The organism is Streptomyces sp. NPDC088252 (assembly GCF_044740965.1).
In the GTDB taxonomy this organism is placed as follows: domain Bacteria; phylum Actinomycetota; class Actinomycetes; order Streptomycetales; family Streptomycetaceae; genus Streptomyces.
The window spans coordinates 23,692-44,741 of record NZ_JBIURS010000037.1 but is presented as its reverse complement, the minus strand read 5'-3'; the positions used below and the strand labels follow the sequence as shown (position 1 = coordinate 44,741).

The window sequence follows — 21,050 nt, the reverse complement described above, 5'->3', positions numbered from 1 at the left end:
CCTCACCCCTCAAACGCTTCCCGTACCGCGTCGGCGAGGCCCGCCACCGTGGGCTGCTCAAGGAAGCGCCGGGGCGTCACCCTGCCGATGCCGGCCCGGGCCAGCGATCCGAGCATCCGGACCGCGAGCAGCGAATCGCCACCCAGCGCGAAGAAGTCGGCGGTGCGCTCGTCAACGGGGCGGTCGAGCAATTCCGCCCACTGAGCGGCGATGGACCGTTCGAGCTCGTCCCGGGGGGCGCCCGGTTCGGCGCCGACGGCACCGGTGTTGGCAGCGGGCACGGAGAGCCGTGCACCGGACACCGCTCCGTCGGCATCCGCCACAGGGGCGTCGAACGCCTCGGGCAGTTCGACACGGGCCGACCAGCCGTCCGCTTCCACCAGGGACTCCACGGTGGACATGACATTGGCGAACATCCGGTCGACATCCTCGTCCTCGAAGAGTTCCTCCACGAGGGAGAACACCACGACGAGTTCACCCCTCAGTTCGAACAGCCTCACCTCCAGGGCGACCTGAGGCGTGCGCAGCTGCTGGTGGTGACTCAGCAGGTCGATGGTCCCCAACGGCCCTGCCTCCTGCGGTACCTCGCTGCCCAGTGCCGCGTCGACACCCAGGGTGGACTGGAAGACCACGGGTGCGACGGGGCGATGGGTCCCACGGCGACGGCCCAGTTCCCGGGACACCTCGACGCCGGTGATGAGGTTGTGCGCGAGCGAGTCACCGATGTCCCGCTGCGCCTGAGCGGCGAGGTCCGCGAAGGCGGGGGCTTCGGGCAGTTCGACCGGCAGGAGCAGCGTCGAGGAGAAGGCCCCGACGAGCCGGGGCACGTCCGGGTGCAGGGGCAGCCGGTTCAGCTGGAGGGTGTTCAGCAGGAAGCGGCGGTGGCCGCAGGCCCGAGCGACGGCTACGGAGAACGCGGCGAACATTGCGGCCGACGGGGTCACGCCGTGCTGGGTGCACAGGCTCCTCAGGGCCGACCAGCGCTTCGGGTCGAGGACCGCCTGCCGCATGCCCATGAGCGTGGGGCGCACCTCGGCCGGGTCTGCCACCAACGGAAGAGCTGGGGGCAGCGGGAAGCCGTCGAGCCGGTTCCACCACCAGTCACGGTCCTGACGCCACTGCTCCGTGCCGGGCAGCTCGCGCAGGGTCGTGGCGTAGTCGCCGAAGTCGATGTCCAGCGGAGCCAGTACGGCGTTGTAGTCCGACACCAGGGCGAAGAGGTCGCGGTAGAAGACCCCGGAGGACCACCCGTCGATGATCAGCAGGCTGGTGGAGGAATGCAGGCGTGCGCGGTCACCGGGGAGCAGGGTCAGCCGCATGTCCAGACCGCAGCCCTGCGAGGGGTCGGGGCCTTCGGTGCTCATCTCGTGGCGGATCGAGGCGAGCTGTTCCGCGAGCGCCGTCTCGTCGGCCTCGCGGAGGTCGGTCACCCGCAGCTTCGGCATGGCCTCCGGGTCGTCCAGAGGCAGGATCCGCTGTCGGCCGTCGGGGAGAATGCGGGCGCGCAGAACCGCCTGGTGCTCAGCCAGTCGCTCCAGCGCGTCCTGAAGGGCCTCGGGCGCTTCATCTGCGTCGATGTCCAGCAGACCGATGTCCACGTAGTGGTGTGCGGAGCGGTAGGAGAGTTCCCAGGCGTCCTGCTGGCCGACGAAGTAGCCCTGCTGCAATGGGAGGAGCGGGAACGGCTCGTCCGGTTCCTCACGTCGCTTCAGGTCGAGCGGGAGTGCCTGCAGCGTGCCAGCCCCCGCTACGGTTCCGCGTTCGTGGATGAAGGAAGCGAGTTGGGCCGCGCTGTACTCGACGCGTACGTCCGCCAGGGCGAGGACGACCCCCAGACGCTTGCGGAGCATCGCCGCCATCCGCACGGTGAGCACCGAATCGCCGCCCATGCTCAGGAAACTCGCCTCAGCGGGGACCGAGGCCAGGTCACTGTCCAGGACCGAGGCCCACACCTCACGGATCGCGTCGACCAGCTCGTGGGGTACGGCCGTCGCCGCGGGGGCCGCGACAGGGGTGGTGCCGGAGGCGGAAGGGGAGTTCAACAGATCTCTCCAGTCGTGGTGGGGCGGATGATGCGGTGGACAGCATGGATGCGTGTGGGCCGCGCGTCGGGCGGCAGCCGGGCCGCGAGGGCGGAGCCGACCGCCGCCGGATCGGGTCCGTCGTTCAAGGGCCGGGCACGTCCCGCGATCACGCGTTGGCCGATGGCGGCGGCGAGTGGGTGGTCCGCGCCGGGGAGGACGGGCAGGGGGGTGAGGCCGGCGGCGTCCAGCTGCCGCGACCACTCGTCACCGCTGAGGAACACCCGGTCCTGCCCGGCCCGCAGGTCGGTGAACCAGTCGTCGCTCTCACCAGGCGGCGGCGACATGAGGAAGTACATGGAGGTAAGAGCCTGGTAGTGCTCCTGGCACGATTCCACGAGGACCAGGAGACCGTCCGGCGCCAGCAGCTCCCGCAGCGCGGCCAGGGCGCGGCCGACGTGCCGCGCGTTGTGCAGGACGTTGGCGGCGAGCACCACGTCCTGGGAGGCGGGGGCGAATCCCTGGGCCAGGGGGTCGGCGTTGATGTCGAGAATCTGCCGGCGCATTCCCGTGTGGGAGCCGAAGGCTTCGCGGCCCGCCAGGAGGAAGAAGCGCGAGACGTCGGTGAACAGATAGTCGACCGGTGTGTCTCCGAGCGCTTCGAGCACCGCGCCGGTGGTCGCACCGACCCCGGCACCGGCCTCCAGAATCCGCAGGGGACGGCGGCCGGCGAGCCGCCGCGCCTCGGCGGCGACCAGGTCCGCCGCCGCGTGGTTCACCCACCGGCTCGGTGTGCTGTCCCGGTAGTTGCCCTCCGCGGTGTCCGTGCCTCCGTCGGGGAAGAGGATCTCCTGGAGTGTCGTCCGGTCCTGGAGCAGCAGCGCCAGCCGGTCCGCCGCGCTCAGGAAGAACCGAGTCATCGAAACCGGGTAGTCGAGGCCGCGCCGCGCGTCGTCCAGCGCGCGGCGGGCACGCGCGTACGTTTGCCGGTCCGGTGCGGTCAGCGAGTGGTAGCGGCCCGTCGCGGAGTCGTGTTCCAGGCGTTGCTCGGTGACCAGCGTGCGCAGCCAGCGGCGGACGATCCAGGCGTGGCGCGGTACGCAGCCGAGCCCGTCGACGGTCTCGGCCGCTGTGTGGCTCGCCCCGCCACGGAAAAGGCGCGCCCGGTCCAGGACGCGGGCCGTGGTCAGCAACGCGGTCTCGTCCAGCAGCCGCATCAGTCCGGGGAACGAGGACAGGTCGGCACTCTTCGTGACCGCGTCACCGGCGGCGACCGCCTCGACGGCCGCGGCGAGGTCGCCCGGCCGTCCACGGCCTCTGTCGGCCGCGGGCTCGCCCGCGATCAGGAGCGTGGTGTCGCCGCCATTGCCCGGCACGAGCTGCCACGCCGCGACCTCCGGCACTTCGGCCAGCGCATCGGCGAGGGATGCTGGGGCGGTCACAGCGTGTTCTCCACAACGGTGATCCTCGGGAGCGCGGTTCCGGGTGCGGCGCGGCGCAGGTGGTCGCGCAGCACCTCCGGCAGCCGTCGGCTCACGAAGGCGGGCAGAGGTTCGTGGACCGCCGGGCCGAAAGCGGGCGCCGCCACCTCTTCGACCGCCGTACCGGCGGCATCTGCCGGAGCTGCCACGGACAGCAGCCGGGGATCGGCGGGGTCGAGCAGGACCGCTGCGTCCGTGCCGGTCAGGGCCCTCCGCAGCGCGTAGGGAGTCACCGCGCCGACCGCGTCGACGAGCAGGGCGTTGGGCACCCCGTGCAGGAGCACCGGAGGATCGGCCAGTGCGGTGCGCAGCGCGATCGCCAGCCCCGCTCCGCTGTGTGCCTCCCACGGCTCCCGGCGTATCTCATCGGGGCGCTGTCCCCCATCGGCCCGGCCTACGCGCAGCACGATGTCGTAGCGGTATCGGGTGAGTTCGGTGGCGTCAGCCATGGTGCGGGCATGGACGCTCATCCGTACGGGCCGTCCCTGGCCCGCGACCGCACCCGCGACCGCGGCGGGGGCGAAGGACAGTTCCTCGTCCGCCGCGACGGCCGCCGCGACTCGCTCGCCAACAGTTGGGGCATCGGCGTCGGGGTCGCGCTGCCGCTCCAGCCGGCCGAAGTGTTCGTCGAGGAGGGCGGAGTGCCGGTTGTCGCCGACGATCACCGTGCCTCCGTCCTCGACCGTGGCGATCGCCTCGCGCAGGACCTCCGCCAGGTACGCCAGGCTGGGGAAGCACTGGGTGACGGAGTTGAGCAGGACGCAGTCGGGCCGGGTGCCCTGTCCGAACACGAGGTCCGCGGCACGGTGCACCTGCGAGGAGCCGGCCTCGTGGGCGGCCGCCCGGACGAATGCGGTGCGGGGCAGCGCGGCCGAGGCCAGCCGGTCCACGGCCACCTGGGCCACGTCCGTGCCCACGTACCCGTCGAGCCGCGGGTGCAGCCGGTGGGCGAGCAGGCCGGTGCCGCAGCCGAGTTCCAGGACCCTGCGGGGCTGTTGCGCGAGCACCAGATCCACGGTGCGGTCCACCCAGTCGCGCATGTGTGCCCGGGGCAGCAGCTCTCCCGTATCGGAGGACCGCCATCCGGACAGGTCGAGGTCGTCGGTATGACGTCCCTCCCCCGCTTCGTATACCCACTCGTAGACCTCGGTCCACTGGTCGAGGTATTCGCGCACCAGGGGCCCGAGGGCGGGGGTCACGGCCGTGGCACTGGCGGCCGGGGTGACGAGGAGCGTGCCGTCCGGCTCGCGGTGGACCCGTGACACCCAGGGGTGATCGGTCACGAGCTTGGCCACGCGGTCTTCGGGAGTGGCTGTCGTGTCATCGGACAACGGGGGTTCTCCATTCCGTTGTGAGGGGTGGTCTTGAGGGCTGGGGGAGGCGTCGGACGCAGTCGGCGTCCGGACAGATGCAGCACCCGGTCGGCCCGGTCGGCCACCCGGGTGTCGTGGGTGATGGTCAGGACCGCCAGTCCCTCGTTCCTGAGCCGGTCGATCAGGTCGAGTACCGCATGGGCCGTGGCGGGGTCGAGGGCCGAGGTGGGTTCATCCAGCAACAGCACGTCGGGGGCGGCCGCGAGAGCCCTGGCCAGGACGATCCGCTGGCGCTGGCCGCCGGAGAGCCGCGAAGGTCTGCGGTCGAAGTGCGCGGGATCCAGCCCTACCGCTTCGACGAGTGCGCGGGCGCGTGACAGCGCACTGGAACGGTCGAGTCCGTGCAGCACGGTGAGCGGCCGTGCCACGGCCGTACCGACCCGGTGGGCAGGGTTGAGTTCCCCCACAGGGCTCTGCCCCACCAGTTGGACGGCCCTCAGCTGCTCACGGTCCCGCTGTGCCGCCTCTGCTGCCAGGAGCTCTCCGTGCAGCAGCAGTCGGCCGGACGCCGCAGGACGTCGTCCGGCGACGGCGTGGAGCAGTGTCGTCTTCCCGCTGCCGGACGGCCCCATCACGGCAACGGCGCAGCCCGGATCGAGGTCGAGGTCACAGGGGCTCAGCAGGGGGACGCCGTCGGGCCGTACCAGGCTCAGACCACGCAGGGAGAGCACGGGAACCGGCGGCCGTCCGGCCTGCGCCGAATTCTCTTGGGGTGTGTTCCCGTGGTCCCGGAGGGCTGACGTGGCCGTGCGGGGGGCACGGGCGGTGGCGGGGCTCCCCGGCCCGGTGCCGGGGAGCATCGCGGGGCGTCCGCCGTACGGGGGCTCCATCCGCAGGGTGGTGCCGCCCAGTTCCGCGGCGAGTCGCGCGTCGTGGGTGACCAGCAGGACTCCCCGGCCGGCTCCGTCGCTCCAGGAGCGCAGCGCGTCGATGACCAGGTCCGCGGTGTCCCGGTCCAGGGCCGAGGTCGGCTCGTCCAATACCAACAGCTCCGGATCGGAGCACAACACCCGGGCCAACGCGACTCGTTGGGCCTGTCCGCCGGACAATTCCGCCGCACGCCCGGAGGTGAGATCGGGTGGTAGACCGAGGGAGCGGAGCGTGGCACGCGCCTTCTCCCTCCGGGCGTCCCGGTCGCCCGAGAGGTCCTCCGCGACCAGACGGTCCATCCGCCACAGGGGGTTCAGGGCCGCACCGGGGTCCTGCCCCAGCCATCCGCACCGGTCACGGCGCCAGCGGCGGGCGGCACCGCCCCGCCGCACCCGCTCGCCCTGCCACCGCACCTCGCCCGCGGAGCGCCGCAGACCGGGCGGGAGGACATCCAGCACGGCGCGCAGCAGCGTGGTCTTGCCCGCTCCGGAGGGACCCGTGATGCTCAGCACCTTTCCGGCGGTGAGCTGAAGGTCGACCGGCGGGAACACCGGGGCCGCGTCCACCTGGCGGCACACGGTGAGCCCCTCGACGGCCAGCAGCGGTCGCGCGGGCCGCGCACCGGGGGCCGCTGTCTCCTTCGGTGTCATACGGCGACCTCGGTTCGATGGGTCAGGCTGCGGGCGGCCGCTGCCAGTGCCCAGCAGCAGCCGGCCAGCGGGATCGCCGGGGCAAGCAGCCCCATGGGGTTGAGCGCGACTCCGGGCAGGTTCTCGCTGAGCATCAGCGCCCAGTCGGGTTCGGGGGGGTGGGGGCCGAGGCCCAGGACCGCGAGGGCGGACGCGATCTGCAGGGCGGTGACCAGCCGCAGCCCGGAGTCCGCGGCGACCAGCCCGCGCAGAGCGGGCAGGACCTCGCGGACGAGCACGCTCGCCGTGCGTTCCCCCCTTTCGACGGCGGCCCGGACATGGCCGCTGTCGTGCAGGTGCGCCGACTGGGCCGCGACGACACGTGCGGTGAGCGGTGCACCGCTGAGGAGGGAGGCCACGATCACCGCCGTGGACCCAGGCAGGGCGACCGCCAGAACGAGCGCGATCAGCAGGGCGGGGACTGCCAGCAGGAGGTCGCACAGCCGGTGCACCGCGCGGGCGGTCCGTCCCCCGCACCAGCCGGCCGCCAGCCCGAGTACGGTCCCGCAGATCACGGCGGTGGCCGCGGCGGTCAGGGACACGAAGAGCAATTGCGTCCCGCCCGCGAGGACCCGGGAGAGCACATCCCTGCCCAGCGCGTCGGTGCCCAGGACAGCGGAGCCGCCGGGGGGCGTCCAGGGCGGGGCCACCTGCTGGTCGGTCGCGTTCGGAGCCGTGAACCGGCCCAGTGGGACGAGAAGCAGCACCACCGTGGCCACGGCCACGGCTCCACGCGGCAGGGGGAGGGAGCGGCGAAGGGTCGGGAACATCAGATGCCTCCGGAGGGCCGGACGGCTTCCCGCGGTCGCGTGTCGGCCGGTGCGGTGCGGACGGGCGCGGTGCGGGCGAGGCGCGGGGCCAGGAGGTCGGCGAGGAGCATGCCCAGCAGCAGCAGGCCGATCGGGAGCAGCGCGACCGCCTGGACGACCGGGATGTCACGCAGGGCGACGGAGGAGACCAGCAGCTGTCCTGTGCCGGGGTAGCCGAACACCGTCTCCACGAGGGCGGTTCCCGCCATCAGGCCGCCCGTGAGCAGCGCGGCCAGTTGGAGGGCGGGCACCGCGAGGAAGGGGAGCACGTGCCTGCCCAGGACCAGGAGCGCGGGAAGTCCGCGTGTTCGGGCGTCGGCCACGTGCGGACGACGCAAGGTGTCTTCCAGCGTGCCCCTCAGCAGAACGGCCGCGAAGGCGGCCGACGGCAGCGCGAGGGTCAGCGCCGGCAGCACCAGGGCCGGCACTGCGTCCAGGGGCGAACCGCCGGGCGGCAGCAGCGACACGGCGGGCAGCCAGCCCAGCCACCCGGCGAGGACCGCGCTGAGCAAGGCCGCGTACACAGGCTGCGGGACCGCGGCGAGACCGGTCGCGACCCCGCCGCCCCGGCCGTCGCGCAGGTACACGACGACCAGGGCGAGTGCGGTGAGCACCCCCGTGACGACCAGCGAGGCCGCCACGAGGGTGAGGGTGGCGGGAAGCCGCTCCGCGAGCAGCCCGGCCACCGGTCGGCCGCTGGTGAGCGACCGGCCCAGGTCTCCTCGGACGGCCCCGTACAGCCAGTCGAGGTAGCGCACGGCGGCCGGCCGGTCCAGGCCGAGCCGTTCGCGCTCCTGGGTCACATCGGACTCCGTGGCCCGCCCGGAGCCCCTGAGTTCACCGGCGTCGCCCGGGAGCAACTCGGTGGCCGCGAAGACGACAGCCGTGGCTGCGACCGCGGTCAGCAAGGAGCGCCCGGCAAGACGGAGGATCATTTGTCCATCCACACCCGGTCGATGAACATCCTCTGGAAGCCTGGGCCGTCGGGCAGGCCGTGGACACCCGGCGCCGCCAGGTCGAGGCCGTCACCGGTGCCCCAGACGATGTATCCGCCGTTCTTCCACAGCTCGCGCTGGATGTCGCCCAGCGTCTCGTCCCGGCGGGACGCGTCGGCGGAACCCATGGCCTCGGCGAAGCCCTGGTCGAACTTCTCGCTCTTCCAGGCCGTTTCGTTGGTCGGGGAGGTGGACAGCAGTCCCACACGCGTGAGGTCGGTGAAGGAGATTCCGCCGTAGTAGCCCGTGTAGAAGGCCTTCTTCGCGTACACCGCGGTCCAGTAGGTGTCGGCGGGCTCGACCTTCACCTCGGCGGTGACCCCGATCTCGGCCAGTTGCTTCGAGAAGAGCGTGGCGGCCGTGTCCATGCCGGGGTAGGAGGTGGTGGTGTGCAGGGTCACGGTCAGCCCGTCGGCGTGACCCGCCTCGGCGAGCAGCCGCTTGGCCTTCTCGACGTCGCGGCCGCGCTGCGGGAGGTCGTCCGGGGCCGAGGAGTCGTAGGGGGTGGGGAGGTCGTTGCCGATCTTCCCGTATCCCAGGAACACCGTGTCGACGAGAGCCTTGCGGTCGGCGGCGAGGCGGAATGCCTCCCGGACCTTCGGATCGTCGAACGGCTCGGTGTCCAGGCGCATGATGAACGGGTACTCGGTCACCCCCTCGCGATGGATCACCTGCGTCTTCGCCGCTCCCGTGCTCTTGGCCGCGGCGGGGCTGACGCTGCCGGCCACGTCGGCCTGGTCGGAGGCCACGGCGTTGGCCCGGGTCTGCGGGTCGGCGATGGCCTGGATCTCGATGCGGTCGATGTGCGGACGCTCCCCCCACCAGTCCTTGTTGCGTGTCAGGACAGCGGTCTGGGCACCGGTCTTCTCGACCCGGTAAGGCCCGGACCCGGCCACCGGACCGGTGAAGTCGTCGGCCCCTTCGGGCACGACGAAGCTGATCGACTCCAGCGCCTTCGGAGCGTCGGCCATCGGGGCGCGGGTGACGAGCTCCAGGGTGTGCTTGTCGACGGCCTTCGATGCCTTCATGTCGAAGTCCGCGAGCCTGCCGTAGTTCTCGGCGGCCTTCCGGGCGATCCGGCGCAGGGAGTACAACACGTCGTCGGCCTCGACGGGAGTGCCGTCGGTGAACTCGGCGTTCTCACGCAGGGCCAGTGTCCAGCGGTCCATGGTCTTGTTGGGCTTCCAGGACACGGCGAGCCGCGGCTCCGTCCGCCCGTCGCTCCCGGGGACGGTGAGGACGTCGTAGACCAGCGCGAAGCGCAGGACGTCGGACTCGTTGCCGAGCCCGCCGTGCGGGTCGTTGCTCGCCGTGGACGGGGAGCCCGCGGCGGCGTAGCGCAGGATGCCGCCGTCGACCGGGACGGAGGAGGACTGCTTGCCGGCTTCCCGCGCGGGACTGCCGGACGAGGAACAGCCGCCCAGCGTCAGTGCGGAGATCGCGGCGACGGCCAAGGCGACTCTGCCGCGGTGGTTCAGGTGGTTCAGTGAGGTTCGGAGCATCGTTCTTTCCACGTGGTGTGAAGGTGGGTAGGGGTACAACTGATGGGCAGGCGTTTTCAGCCGGCCCGCGGAACGGCGGCCAGCGCCCGGTCGATGAGCGAGGCGACCCGTACGGCGGCCGGCCCGGTCAGCAGCGAGTAGTGATGGCCTTCGACGGTCTCCTCGTCGAGCGGTCCGGCGACGTGCGGGCGCCAGCCCAGGGCGGGCAGGTCCGGAGCGTCGTCCACTCCCATGCCAACCCCCGCGTTGCGGGGGGACGGCCGGGTGGCCGCCATCACCAGTAGCCGGGTGGCGGGGTCGGTGAGGTGACTCGCCCGGTGGGCGCCCAGGGCGCGCAGATGACGCTCGAAGACCGCGAGCCGGGTGTCAGCCGTATCCCGGGGGCCGATGAGGCCGGCTTCCCGGAGGTGTTCGGTGACGGCGGCACGGGCCGCGTCGGCTTCCAGGCCCTTCAGTCCGTCGTCGCCGATCCCGAGGTCCAGATCGAGAAACGCTTCCAGGGAGTACAGGTAGCGCACCGCCGCGATGGCGGTGGCCTGAGCCGGGTCGGCTCCGCCCAGATCACGGATGCGGTCGGGTGTGTTGGAGTCGATCATTACCAGCAGGTCCGTGCGCTCGCCCCGCCGTTCGAGTTCCGCCGCCATCTCGTGGGCCACGGTGCCGCCCATGGACCAGCCACCGAGCAGATAGGGCCCGTGCGGCTGGTACGAGCGCACCGCCGCGAGGTACCGATCGGCCATCTCGGCGATGGTGGCCGGTCCGGTGCCTCCGGTCAGCTCCGGGTCGGTGAGGGCGACCACCGGGCGGCTGTCGGTGAGCAGACGGGCGATCTCCCCGTAGCAGAGGACGTCTCCGCCGGAGGGATGCATGAGGAACAGGGGGCGGTCCCCGTCTCCGTCGTGCAGGAGCAGTGCTACGTCGAGTTCGTCCCGCGCCGACGGCGTGCGGGGCGAGCAACCGGGGCCGGTCTGCGGCGCGGTCACGGCCGTGAACCGGCGAGCTCCGGTGTCCCAGTTCGCGGGTCCGTCCGACAGGGCACGCACCCGGTCGGCGTACTCCAGGAACATGCGGTCGGCCTCGTCGGCCGGCAGCGCACTTTCCAGTACATCCCACTGGAGCAGCAATGCCCCGTTCTGCTCCAGAACTTGGTGGTCCAGCCAGGTCTGCGGCGTACTGCTCACGCCGTAGACCGGGGTGCCGACCCAGTCCAGGTCATGATCCCCGCCCAGGGGGCCGGACAGGCCGAGGGCGCTGGTGAAGACGACCGGGACGGAGGAGGTGCGCCCGGTGCGGGAGGACTGTTCAGCAAGCAGTTCCAGTGCCGAGAACTGCCGGTGGTCCAGGTCCTCGAAAAGGGTGCGCTGGGCCTGTGCGGCGGCGTCGGCGAATCCGGTGTCGTCCGAGCGGTCCACCTCGTGCAGCAGCAGCGAAGTGAAATCGCCGACCACGGCGTCCGCGCCCGGCAGTTCGGCGGGCCGGTCGAAGAGCGTGAGGGTGACGGTGAAGCGGTCCTGACCGGACCATTGTGCGAGGACGTCTCCATAGGCGGCCAGCAGAACCGCCGTGGGCGTCAGGCCGCGGCGTGCCGCCTCCGCCTTCACGGCGTCCCAACGCGCAGGCTCAAGACGGGTGGTACGCCGGCCGAACCGGGGGCGTTCGTCGAATGCGGCGGTGCTCACCGGCAGCGCCGGGGCGCCCGGGAGGTCGTCCGCCCTGGCCCTCCAGTAGGCGGCGGCGCGGGCGTACTCGGCACTCGCGGTCCTCCTTTCAAGGGCTGCCACACAGTCCGCGAAGTGGGTGGTCAGAGCGGGCAGTTGCGCCGAGGGATCCCGGTAGAGGGTGCGCAGCTCGCGGTCGAGGAGGAGGTAGCTGGCGGTGTCGCACACGAGCACGTCGACGTTGACGTACAGGCGGACGATGTCGCCGGGGAGGCGGGCGGCGCGGATGTCGACGAGCGGCCAGCGACCGGGGCGCGGCTCACGGCGTACCATCCGCTCGCGTATGCGCTCCAGTCTCCGCTCGCGTTCGCGCGGCTCCTGGCCGGAGAGGTCCTGAATCCTGATGCGGTAGTGGGGAACCTTCTCCAGTACGCGGTTGCGGCCCTCGGGGGAGATCACCGCCCGCAGCATGGGGTGGCGGGCGATCACCTGGTTCCATGCGGCTTCGTAGCGCTCGATGTCGAGCCCCGGGCAGTCGTACTCCAGGTGGAAGGAGCACGGGACGTCGCCCAGGCGGTAGCCGCCCGAGCCGCCCACCCAGTAGGCGTGCTGCACCCGGGTCAGCGGGAAGTCGTCCCGATCGACGAGCGCTTCCCCGGCGGGGCGGGGCGGGCCACCGGTGCCGGGCGCCGCCGCGACGTCGGGCGCCGCGGGTGCTCGGTCCGGCTCCGGGAGCAGGTCGGCCAGCGCCGCCACGGTGGGCCGCGCCAGCAGATCCCGCAGCCGCAGGTCGACTCCGTGGTCGTCACGCAGCCTGGCCAGCATTCGGGTGGCCAGCAGTGAATGCCCGCCGAGCGCGAAGAAGTCGGCGTCGCGGTCGGTCACGGGGAATCCGAGCAGGTCCGACCACAGGCCGGCGAGCAGGTGCTCCCTGCCGCCGCGCGGGCCGGATCCGTCGGCCGCCGCAGGTGCCGCGGTGGCCGCGGGCGTCGTGGGCGGGGTACCGGCGGTACGCCGGCCCAGGTCTGCCGGGGACACGGCCACGGAAGCCGGAACCCGGCCCTGTCCGGCAAGTGCCAGCAGCCGTTCGACGCTGCGCATGCCGTCCTTGAGACCGATCGAGTGCCGGGAGGCGACCACGCGCTCCGTACCTCCCGGACCGACCCGCCAGCCGTCCCAGGCGACACTGATCCAGCGCGTCCCCTCCGCGTTCTCGACGCCCTCGCGCTCGGCCAGGGCGTCGAGGTAGCGGTTGGCCGCGGCGTACGATCCCAGCCCGAGTCCGCCGACGAAGGCAGTGGCGGAGGACATCAGCATTACGGTGGCCGGCTGCCGGTCGGCGGGCAGACGCCGCAGCGCGGTGCGCAGCGTCTCGGCGGCGGTGACTTTGGCATGCACGTGTGCACGTACGGTGTCCGCTTCACCGGACCGCAGGGGCGCCACAGCCGCGGAGGCCACCACACCCGCGGCGTGGACGACCAGGTCCAGCGGGCCGTCCCGTTCGGTCAGCCGGCTCAGGAGTGCGGCCGTCGCTTCGAGATCGGCGGCGTCGCCCGCGTGCACCTCTATGTCGGCGCCGTCGGCCCGCAGGCGTCGTACGGCTTCGGCCCGGGCGGCCTCCTTGGTACCCGGAGCCGGGGCGGCGGTCAGCCCGGTGCGGCCGGTCACGACCACGCGGCGTCCGGTCCGCGCCAGGTGACCGGCGAGAGCCAGCCCGACGTCCCCGAGGCCGCCGAGCACCAGGGCGGTGCCCGTGCCGTCGTCGGCCTGCGGACCGGTGGGACGCCAGGGGGCGATGCCGCGGAGCCAGCGGTGCCCTCCCCGGACAGCGGTCTCGACTCCATTGGGAGCGCCGCCGGCCAGGTCCGCCGCCTCGGCGCACACCTCGCGGAGGTCCTTTGCCGTGGCCGGGACCGTGGGGAGGTCCACGGCGCGCCAGCGCAGACCGGGGAACTCCTGGGCGAGGACGCGGGGGAGCGCCAGGGTGGCGGCCCCCTCGGGGCGTGGCCGGTCCCGGCTCTCCACCTGCTGGGCTCCGGCGGTGACATGGATCAGGCACGTCCGGTGCGCCCATGCCGCAGCCGTCCGCGCCACCCGGGCGTAGCGCAGGACGGAATCGGTGACCTGCGCGGCGGCGTCCTGCGCGTCATGGCCGGGCTCGGGCTCGGCCGCGTCGATCAGGACGATGCCGGTACAGGGTTCTGTGGGAGCCCCCTCCGCCTCGGCCGGCGTGACGGTCCGGGCGCCGGCCTCGGTGAGCAGGTCGTGCAGCGCCGTGACCACCGGGGCGTGCTCGGGACCCGCCACCAGCCATCGGCCTGTCAGCAGGGCGGGGCTGCCCAGCCGGGGACCTCGATGCCACACAGGCAGTTGGAGAGGTTCCGTCTCGTCGGGAGCCTCGGTCGCGTACGGGCCGGAGCCGGCCGAGGTGCGCTGCTGGGCGGGCGGGTCGATCCAGAGCCTGCGTCGCCGGAACGGCAGGCCCGGCACACTGACCCGGCGCCGTCCGGGGCGATGCAGCGCGTCGGGGTCCAGGGGCACGCCGTGGGTCCACAGCTCTCCGGCGGCGGTGAGCAGCGCGGCGCGTCCGCCCGTGGGCTCGCTCCGGTCCGGGTAGGTGGCCAGGGTGGTGAGGATCTCGAACGCGGGGTGCCGGCGGGCCAGTTGCAGGAGTCCGCCGCCCGGCCCCGTCTGGACCAGGGCCGTGGGGCTCTTCGCCATCGCGGTGGACAGGGCGTCGGAGAAGCGCACCACGGAACGCAGGTGCGGGACCCAGTGGTCGGCGCCGGGCGCGGTCCGCAGCAGGCCGCCGGTGAGGGTCGTCGCCAGCGGCAGGCGTGGAATCTGCGGGTGGATCGCTTCGGCGGCGGCACGCAGTTCGGGGAGGACCGGGTCGACGAGACGGGAATGGGCGGCGGCGTCCAGCGAGAGCCGCACCGTCCGCAGGCCGTCGGCGTTCAGACGGCGCTCCAGTCCGGCGATGTCGGAGGTCAGGCCGGAGACCACACAGGACTGCGGGCCGTTGACCGCGGCCAGGTCCAGTCCGGGGTGTGATTCCAGCAGTTCGTTCACCATGAGCTCGGCCAGCGGGACCGTCAGCATCACGCCACCGCCGGCGGCCCGGGACATGCCGCGCGAACGTACCGCCACCAGAGTCGCGGCATCGTCGAGCCGCAAGGCGCCGGCCACCACCGCGGCGGCGTACTCACCGAGGCTGTGCCCCACGACGGCCTGGGGCTCGATGCCCCAGGCGATCAGGGTGCGCGCGGTGGCGAGGGACGAGGCGAACAGGGCCGGGAGGCCGTACGCAGGGTCGCGCAGCAGACGCCCGGCCTCCTCGTCGGACGGATCGGCCGTGATGAGCCGGGCGATTCCGGGGCCGGTGCCGTCGTCGAAACGGTCCGCGCACTGCTGGACGGTGCGGGCGAACTCGGGCTCCTGTTCGTAGAGTTCCCGCCCCATACCGGGGTACTGCACTCCTCCGCCGGGGAACGCGAAGACCACCTTCGGCGGGGCGGGGCGGGCGGTACGCCGGGGGGCGGTGCGCAGGGTCCGGGCATCCGCGACCGGGTCGCCGGTGAGGGTTGCCGCCGCCCGCCAGGGCAGCACGCGGCGGCCCGCGTGCAGCGTGTACGCGGCGTCCGCGGTGGCGACGGATGCCTCCCGCGCGACGGTCGCGGCGTCCTCGGCGAGCTGGGCCAGGGCGTCGTCCTGATGGGCGGAGAGCAGGACCAGTTGCGGCCGGGGGTCCCTGACTGGGTCGGGGCGCTCCGGGGCACTGCCCAGGACCACGTGGCAGTTGGTACCCCCGATGCCGAAGGAGCTGACGCCCGCGAAGCGGTTCCCGGGCCAGGCGGTGGGCCGCTGTACGACGGTGAAGGGTGAGCCCTCCAGTGCGAGGTCGGGGTTGATCGGTGAAGCGTCCAGCGACGGGGGCAGTTGGCCGTGGCGCAGGGCGAGGACCACCTTGGCGAACCCGGCGATGCCTGCGGCCGAGTTGGCGTGGCCGATGTTGCTCTTGACGGAGCCGAGCGCACACCAGGCCGGGCCGTCGTCGCCGAAAACACGGCGTAGTGCGCCGAGTTCGACCACGTCACCGAGACGGGTCGCGGTGCCGTGGGCCTCGACGTAGCTCACGTCCGCCGGGGCAATGCCCGCGACGGCGAGCGCCTCCGTGACGGCCCGCGCCTGTCCGCGCGGCGACGGGGCGGTGAATCCGGAGCGGTCTCCGCCGTCGTTGTTGACCGCGGATCCGTGCAGCACCGCCAGGACGGGGTCGCCGTCGCGCAGGGCGTCGCTCAGGCGGCGCAGTACGGTCACCCCCACGCCCTGGCTGTGCACGATGCCGGTGCCCTGCGCGGAGAAGGTACGGACATGCCCGTCCACCGAGAAGATGCCGTCGGGAACGTGCAGATAGCCCCTGCCCTGCGGAACGATCAGGGACGACCCTCCGGCGAGCGCGGTGTCGCACTCCCCCGCGAGAAGTGACTGGGCCGCGAGGTGAACGGCGACCAGAGAGGTGGAGCACGCGGTACCGACCGCGATGGCGGGCCCGGTCAGCGCCAGCCGGTGCGCGACGTGCAGAGGCAGGTAGTCCGCCACCCCCGCGAGGGCGGCCTGGAGGCTGCCGACCGGGTCGGCAGCCGAGTCGTCGTACCGGTCGGCGAGGTTGCGGGTCAGGTAGTCGCTGTGCGCGGAGCCGGCGAAGACGCCCACGGCACCGGCTCCCGTTCCTCCCCCGTGCCCGGCGCTCTCCAGTGCCCGCCAGCACGCCTCCAGAAAGAGCCGCTGCTGCGGGTCCATGAGCGCGGCCTCGGCGTCGGTCAGCCCGAAGGGGGCCGGGTCGAAATGGTCCTGCTCGTCGATCAGTCCGCTGACCGGCACGTGCGCGGGGTTGTCACGCAGGCGTGCCTGGACGCCGTGCCCGGCAAGCTCTTCCCGGGTCTGCCAAGTCAGTCCGCTCCGGCCGGATATGAGGAGGTCCCAGAAGGCCACGGTGTCGGGGGCGCCCGGGAAGCGGCAGTCCAGCGCGGTGACGGCGATCAGTTCGTCGTCGGACTTCGTCTCGGGTTCCGGCCCGGTCATCGTGCGGTCTCCTCGGCAAGGGCGCGGGCGGCGGACCTGCTGGCGCGGCGGCGGGCCTGGATCGGCGGTGGAGGGGCGGAGGACGGTTCACGCGGTGGTTGGGCAGGCGCCGTGTCCTCGGCGCGTTGCTGCGTGATGCGGGCGGCCAGTGACGCCACGGTGGGGTGCTCGAACATGTCGGCGAGGGCGAGCCGCGGCGCCGGCCCCTGGCGCAGCCGCCGGTGGGCCAGGACCAGGGTCAGTGAGGTCGCACCAAGGGACGTGAACGTGCTGTCGGGGGTCACGGTGCCGTCGGTCAGCTCCGCGATGATCCCGGTGACGGTGTCCAGTACGGCCGGGTCCGCCGCCACGGCACGGTACCCCCAGTGGTCGGGGCGCTCGCTGCTCGCGTCGACCGGGGCCGGGAGCGCGTCGGCGCCGACCGGGCCGCGTCCCACCGTGCCGGGCGGGCAGGCCACCTCCACCAGGGCGTCGGCGCTCAGCCTCAGCTCCAACGGGGCCCCACCGCCCGCCTTGCGCACCCTGCGCAGCCACTGCGCGGACGCCTCCAGCGCCTCCTCCACCGCGAGCGGTCCGGGGCGCGCGACCACACTGACCTCAAGTCCGAGCGCGGATGCCTCGGCGAGGGCCGTGGCGAGCCAGCTCGCGTCGGACGGGACTGCCTCCGACGCCCCTGCGGCACGCTGCGGCGCCGGCGCTTGCGCCGGCCGGGAATCCCGTGGGGCCTCGGGTGCCGGGGCGGCCGGGCCCGCTGCCCGGGTCTCCTCGCGGTGGGGCACGGTGAGCGCGGCGTGGTCGATCTTGCCGTTGGCAGTGACCGGCAGGTGATCAAGGATCAGGAAGCGGGTGGGAACCATGTACTCGGGAAGCTTCTCGCGCAGTTCCGCGGCCAGTTCCTCGGCGGCCGGGGGTTCGCTCGCGCCCTTCGGGGAGAGATGCGCGACCAACCGCGGCCTGCCGTCCGGGCCGGGGATCGAGGACACCACGCACTGCCGGACTGCCGGATGACGGCTCAGGACAGCTTCGACCTCGCCCAGCTCGATACGGTGACCGCGGATCTTCACCTGCCGGTCGGACCGCCCGAGGAACTCGATGGTGCCGTCCGGCGACCAGCGGCCGAGGTCTCCCGTCCGGTACAGCCTGCGCCTCAGCACCGGGTGCACGGCGAAGCGTTCTTCGCTCTGGGCGGGGTCCCCGATGTAGCCACGGGCCAGCCCGTCACCGCCGATGAACAGCTCTCCTGCTTGCCCGACCGGGGAAGGCGCACCGTTCTCGTCGAGGATGTGGAACGACTGTCCCCTCAGAGCTCGTCCGTAGGGGATGCTCCTCCATGACGGGTCGGTGGCCCCCACGGGGTAGGTGATGGACCAGATGGAGGCTTCGGTGGCGCCACCGAGGCTCATCACCTGCGCCCGCGGGGCGAGCCTGCGCAGCCGGTCGGGCAGGCTCAGCGGGATCCAGTCGCCGGACAGCATGACCAGCCGCAGGGTGCGCAGCGCCTCGGTGGCAGCTTCCGGTTCCGTTTCGGCGTACTCGACCAGCATCTCCAGCAGGGCGGGAGCGGTGTTCCACACGGTGACGCCGTGGCGTCCGGCCTCTTCGAGCCAGTGCTGCGGGTCGCGTTGGCGCGCGGGGTCGGGCAGGATCAGCGCGCCTCCGGCGCCGAGGACTCCGTACACGTCGTAGACGGAGAGGTCGAAGCTGAGGGCGGACAGCGCCAGGACGCGGTCGTCCGCCGTGATGGCGAACCTGTCGGTGATGTCGTCGATGGTGGTGCGGGCGGCTCGGTGCTGGATCTCGACGCCCTTGGGGACTCCGGTGGAGCCGGAGGTGAAGATGACATAGGCGGTGTCCTCCGGGGCCGGGCGCTTCGGTACGGGGCCCGGCTCCTGCGGACGGGAAGCGGGGCGGCCCGGACGGCCCGCCGCGGTCAGGCGGTGCACGGAGATGTTCTCCGGCCAGGCGACGTCAACCCCGCGGCCGACCAGCGCGTGCCGCACGCCCGCCCGTTCACAGGCGGCGAGGATGCGCGCAGTGGGCCAGGAGGGCTCGATGGGGACGTAGCCGGCACCGGAGGTGCTGACACCGAGGACCGCGGTGATCTGTGCGGTGCCCTTCTGACAGACGACCGCCACCATGTCTCCCGGACCCAGGCCGTGCGCGTGGAGCAGCTCCGCGGTGGCCGCGGCGTTGGCGGCGAGACGTTCGTGGGTCACCGTTCCGGTGGCGGCCAGCAGCGCGGGCCGCTTCGGATGGCGCTTCGCCGCGTCGAGAGCGGGATCGTGCAGGAGGGTGCCCGCAGTCGGGAAGGGCGTGGCGTCGAGCGGCTCCTCCTGGCGGAAGGAGGGGTCCCAGCCCAGGGACCGGTCCGTCCACGCCGCCGGCTCCGTCAGCGTGCCCAGGAGCCTGACGTAGGCATCGAGCAAGGACCGTATCCAGCCGTCGGGAAACGCCCCGTCGACGGAGTCCCAGGCCAAGCGCAGTCGCCCGCCCTCGTCCCAGACGATGTGGTCGAGGAGCACCTGGGGCGTCTGGGAGACCCCGAAGACCTCCTCCCCGATCCACGCGGCCGGCGGTTCCGAGTCCCCGGCCAGCCCCACCCCGCTGGTGAAGACCACTGGGTGGCTGAGTGCGGTGGCCGGGGACGTACCTGTTCCCCGCAGGTCCCGCAACACCTCAACCCCCGACACGGACCGGTGGTCCAGGTCCTCCCAGAAGCGGTGGTTGACCTCGGTGGCGTACGCGGCGAAGCCGTCCCAGTCTCCGGGTCGGCAGGGCGGGGTTCCGACCAGGGCGGTAGTGGTGAAGTCCCCTACGGCGCCGACGCCCTCGTCCGGGCTGTCCGGGCGGTCGAACAACGTGGTGTTCAGGCACAGCCGCTCACCCGCGTCCCACCGTGCGAGCAGGAAGGCGAAGGCCGCGAGGAGCGTCGCGGTAGGCGTGACCCCGTGTTCGGCGCCACGGGTTCGCAGGGCCGACCAAGCCTCGGCGTCGAGCCCGGATTCGCACCGGACGAAACGCGGCGGAGTGGTGTCCGCCGGATCGCGGAGCACGGGAAGGCGCGGGGCCGGCGGCAGGGACACGGCGCGGTCGGACCAGTACGCACGGTCCCGGTCTCGTCGGGCGGACCACTCGGGATCCTGCTCCCGGGCGCGTTGAATATCGGTGAACTGCGTTGACACGAAGGGCAGTTCGTGCCCCGGGTCCGCGACGAGCGCGCCCCACTGGCGCATCAGCAGCATCCAGCCCGCCATATCCGTGATGAGCACGTCCACTCCGACATGGAGCCGCGTCCCGCCTCCCGGCAGGAGAGCGGCGTGCAGGACGAACAACGGCCATGAGCCCGTGGGGCGACACCGGTGCGAACACTCATAGCGCAGAGCGGACAGCGCCTCCTGCACCCTGTCGGTCGAAGCCTCTCGAAGGTCGGTGACTCCGATGCGAAACGGGCCGGGCTCCGGCAGGATGCACTGACGCCCCCGGTCGTCCACGGTCATGCGGAGCATCGGATGGTGCTCGACAAGCCGGTTCCAAGCGGCTTCGAGGCGAGCAACGTCGGCCAGTGGATCGAGGTCCGCAACGGCGCGGTCGTACTCGTAGTAGTAGAAAGTGGCCACACCCCCCAGAGGCAGACCCTCCGCCCGCCCTGCGAGGTATGACGCCTGGATGGGGGTCAATGGGAAGAATTCGTTCCCCTCAGTCCCCTCGGTGGCGGCGGGGGAAGTCTCCGCTGCTGCCTGCCCGGCCGGGCCGACGACGGCTGCGGCGACGGCCTCGTCGTGGCGGCCGTTCGCGGCGGCGATTCGCTCCGCTATGCCGTGCGCGGTCGCGGCCTCTCCGAGGAACGCAGTCAGCGGCAGGTCGTGTCCCGCGCGCTCTCGGATCCTGCGCCTGAGCCTCACCGCGGTGAACGACTCCAGACCCAGGGCTGCAAGTTGCACCCCAGGCGCGATTTTCTCGACGTCCGACCCAAGTACGTCAGCGATGCATTCGACGACAAGGGCGAGGACATCATCGGTCCGGGCAGGCTGGTTCATCCGGTCTCCGTCGCAGCGCGGGTGGGTGAGGCTCCATCCGGCGGCAGCTGGGGTGGAGCGTGACGCTTGCGAAGATAGATGAAAATGATTATCAAATCAATGAACGCCGTGCGGGACACAGCACAGGAGCCGAACGCACGGCAGAGCCATGGCCGCCGGCACCCCAGGTGCGGACCGGCTACGGATCCGCGACACCGGACCAGAGCAAGGCGGCCGGGACGGTCGTCCACTTCGTCGACGCACACCCCATCGGCCACCCGGCACCGCAGGACGGGCACGCAGGGGCGATGGCGGCCCTACCGTCCGGACCGATCCACGGCGGGCCACCCGACGGGAGGGTCATCGAACCGGAGAAGCTCCGACGCAATCCTTCTTTTTGAATATGGTATTCATTTACGGTAGCCACCCACCCTGTCGCGGTCGCCCCTCAACCCCCGAGGACCGGGCCGGCCACGCGCGAGCGCCGCGCCCCATCGCGCCCGCGCCATGCGACAAGCTCAGCGGCGAACGCGCCGGAGCGACCACGCCCT

Annotated in this window: 9 protein-coding genes; all 9 read right to left on the bottom strand. The window is 72.5% G+C overall.

The window, feature by feature from the left end; translation table 11 throughout:
• Positions 1-2: 2 nt before the first annotated feature.
• Genes ACIOHC_RS40180 through ACIOHC_RS40140 form a run of 9 tightly spaced genes read right to left on the bottom strand, consistent with a single transcriptional unit; the run spans position 3 to position 20,520 of the window.
• Positions 3-2,042 carry a condensation domain-containing protein gene (locus tag ACIOHC_RS40180; protein WP_365693472.1) on the bottom strand — a complete coding sequence of 680 codons (2,040 nt, stop codon included), beginning with the start codon at positions 2,040-2,042 and terminating at the stop codon, positions 3-5.
• Entirely contained in the window at positions 2,039-3,463 is a 1,425-nt protein-coding gene (locus ACIOHC_RS40175) for a class I SAM-dependent methyltransferase (RefSeq protein WP_401846456.1), read from the bottom strand. Before ACIOHC_RS40175 ends, ACIOHC_RS40180 begins: the two co-directional genes overlap by 4 nt.
• On the bottom strand, positions 3,460-4,797 hold the full coding sequence (locus ACIOHC_RS40170) for a class I SAM-dependent methyltransferase (RefSeq protein WP_401846454.1): 1,338 nt from the start codon (positions 4,795-4,797) through the stop codon (positions 3,460-3,462). Before ACIOHC_RS40170 ends, ACIOHC_RS40175 begins: the two co-directional genes overlap by 4 nt.
• Positions 4,782-6,395, bottom strand: coding sequence for an ATP-binding cassette domain-containing protein (locus tag ACIOHC_RS40165; RefSeq protein WP_365693478.1), 1,614 nt, complete (start codon positions 6,393-6,395; stop codon positions 4,782-4,784). Before ACIOHC_RS40165 ends, ACIOHC_RS40170 begins: the two co-directional genes overlap by 16 nt.
• On the bottom strand, positions 6,392-7,204 hold the full coding sequence (locus tag ACIOHC_RS40160) for an ABC transporter permease (protein ID WP_365693480.1): 813 nt from the start codon (positions 7,202-7,204) through the stop codon (positions 6,392-6,394). Before ACIOHC_RS40160 ends, ACIOHC_RS40165 begins: the two co-directional genes overlap by 4 nt.
• Positions 7,204-8,178 (bottom strand): ABC transporter permease, encoded by a 975-nt coding sequence (locus ACIOHC_RS40155; RefSeq protein ID WP_365693482.1) that lies wholly within the window; start codon positions 8,176-8,178, stop codon positions 7,204-7,206. The genes ACIOHC_RS40160 and ACIOHC_RS40155 overlap by 1 nt, the downstream gene beginning before the upstream one ends.
• On the bottom strand, positions 8,175-9,740 hold the full coding sequence (locus tag ACIOHC_RS40150; RefSeq protein ID WP_365693483.1) for an ABC transporter substrate-binding protein: 1,566 nt from the start codon (positions 9,738-9,740) through the stop codon (positions 8,175-8,177). Before ACIOHC_RS40150 ends, ACIOHC_RS40155 begins: the two co-directional genes overlap by 4 nt.
• Positions 9,741-9,796: 56 nt before the next feature.
• Positions 9,797-16,483, bottom strand: a complete 6,687-nt coding sequence (locus ACIOHC_RS40145; RefSeq protein ID WP_401846451.1) for an SDR family NAD(P)-dependent oxidoreductase — start codon at positions 16,481-16,483, stop codon at positions 9,797-9,799.
• On the bottom strand, positions 16,480-20,520 hold the full coding sequence (locus tag ACIOHC_RS40140; RefSeq protein WP_401846450.1) for an amino acid adenylation domain-containing protein: 4,041 nt from the start codon (positions 20,518-20,520) through the stop codon (positions 16,480-16,482). Before ACIOHC_RS40140 ends, ACIOHC_RS40145 begins: the two co-directional genes overlap by 4 nt.
• Between the last annotated feature and the right edge of the window lie 530 nt (positions 20,521-21,050).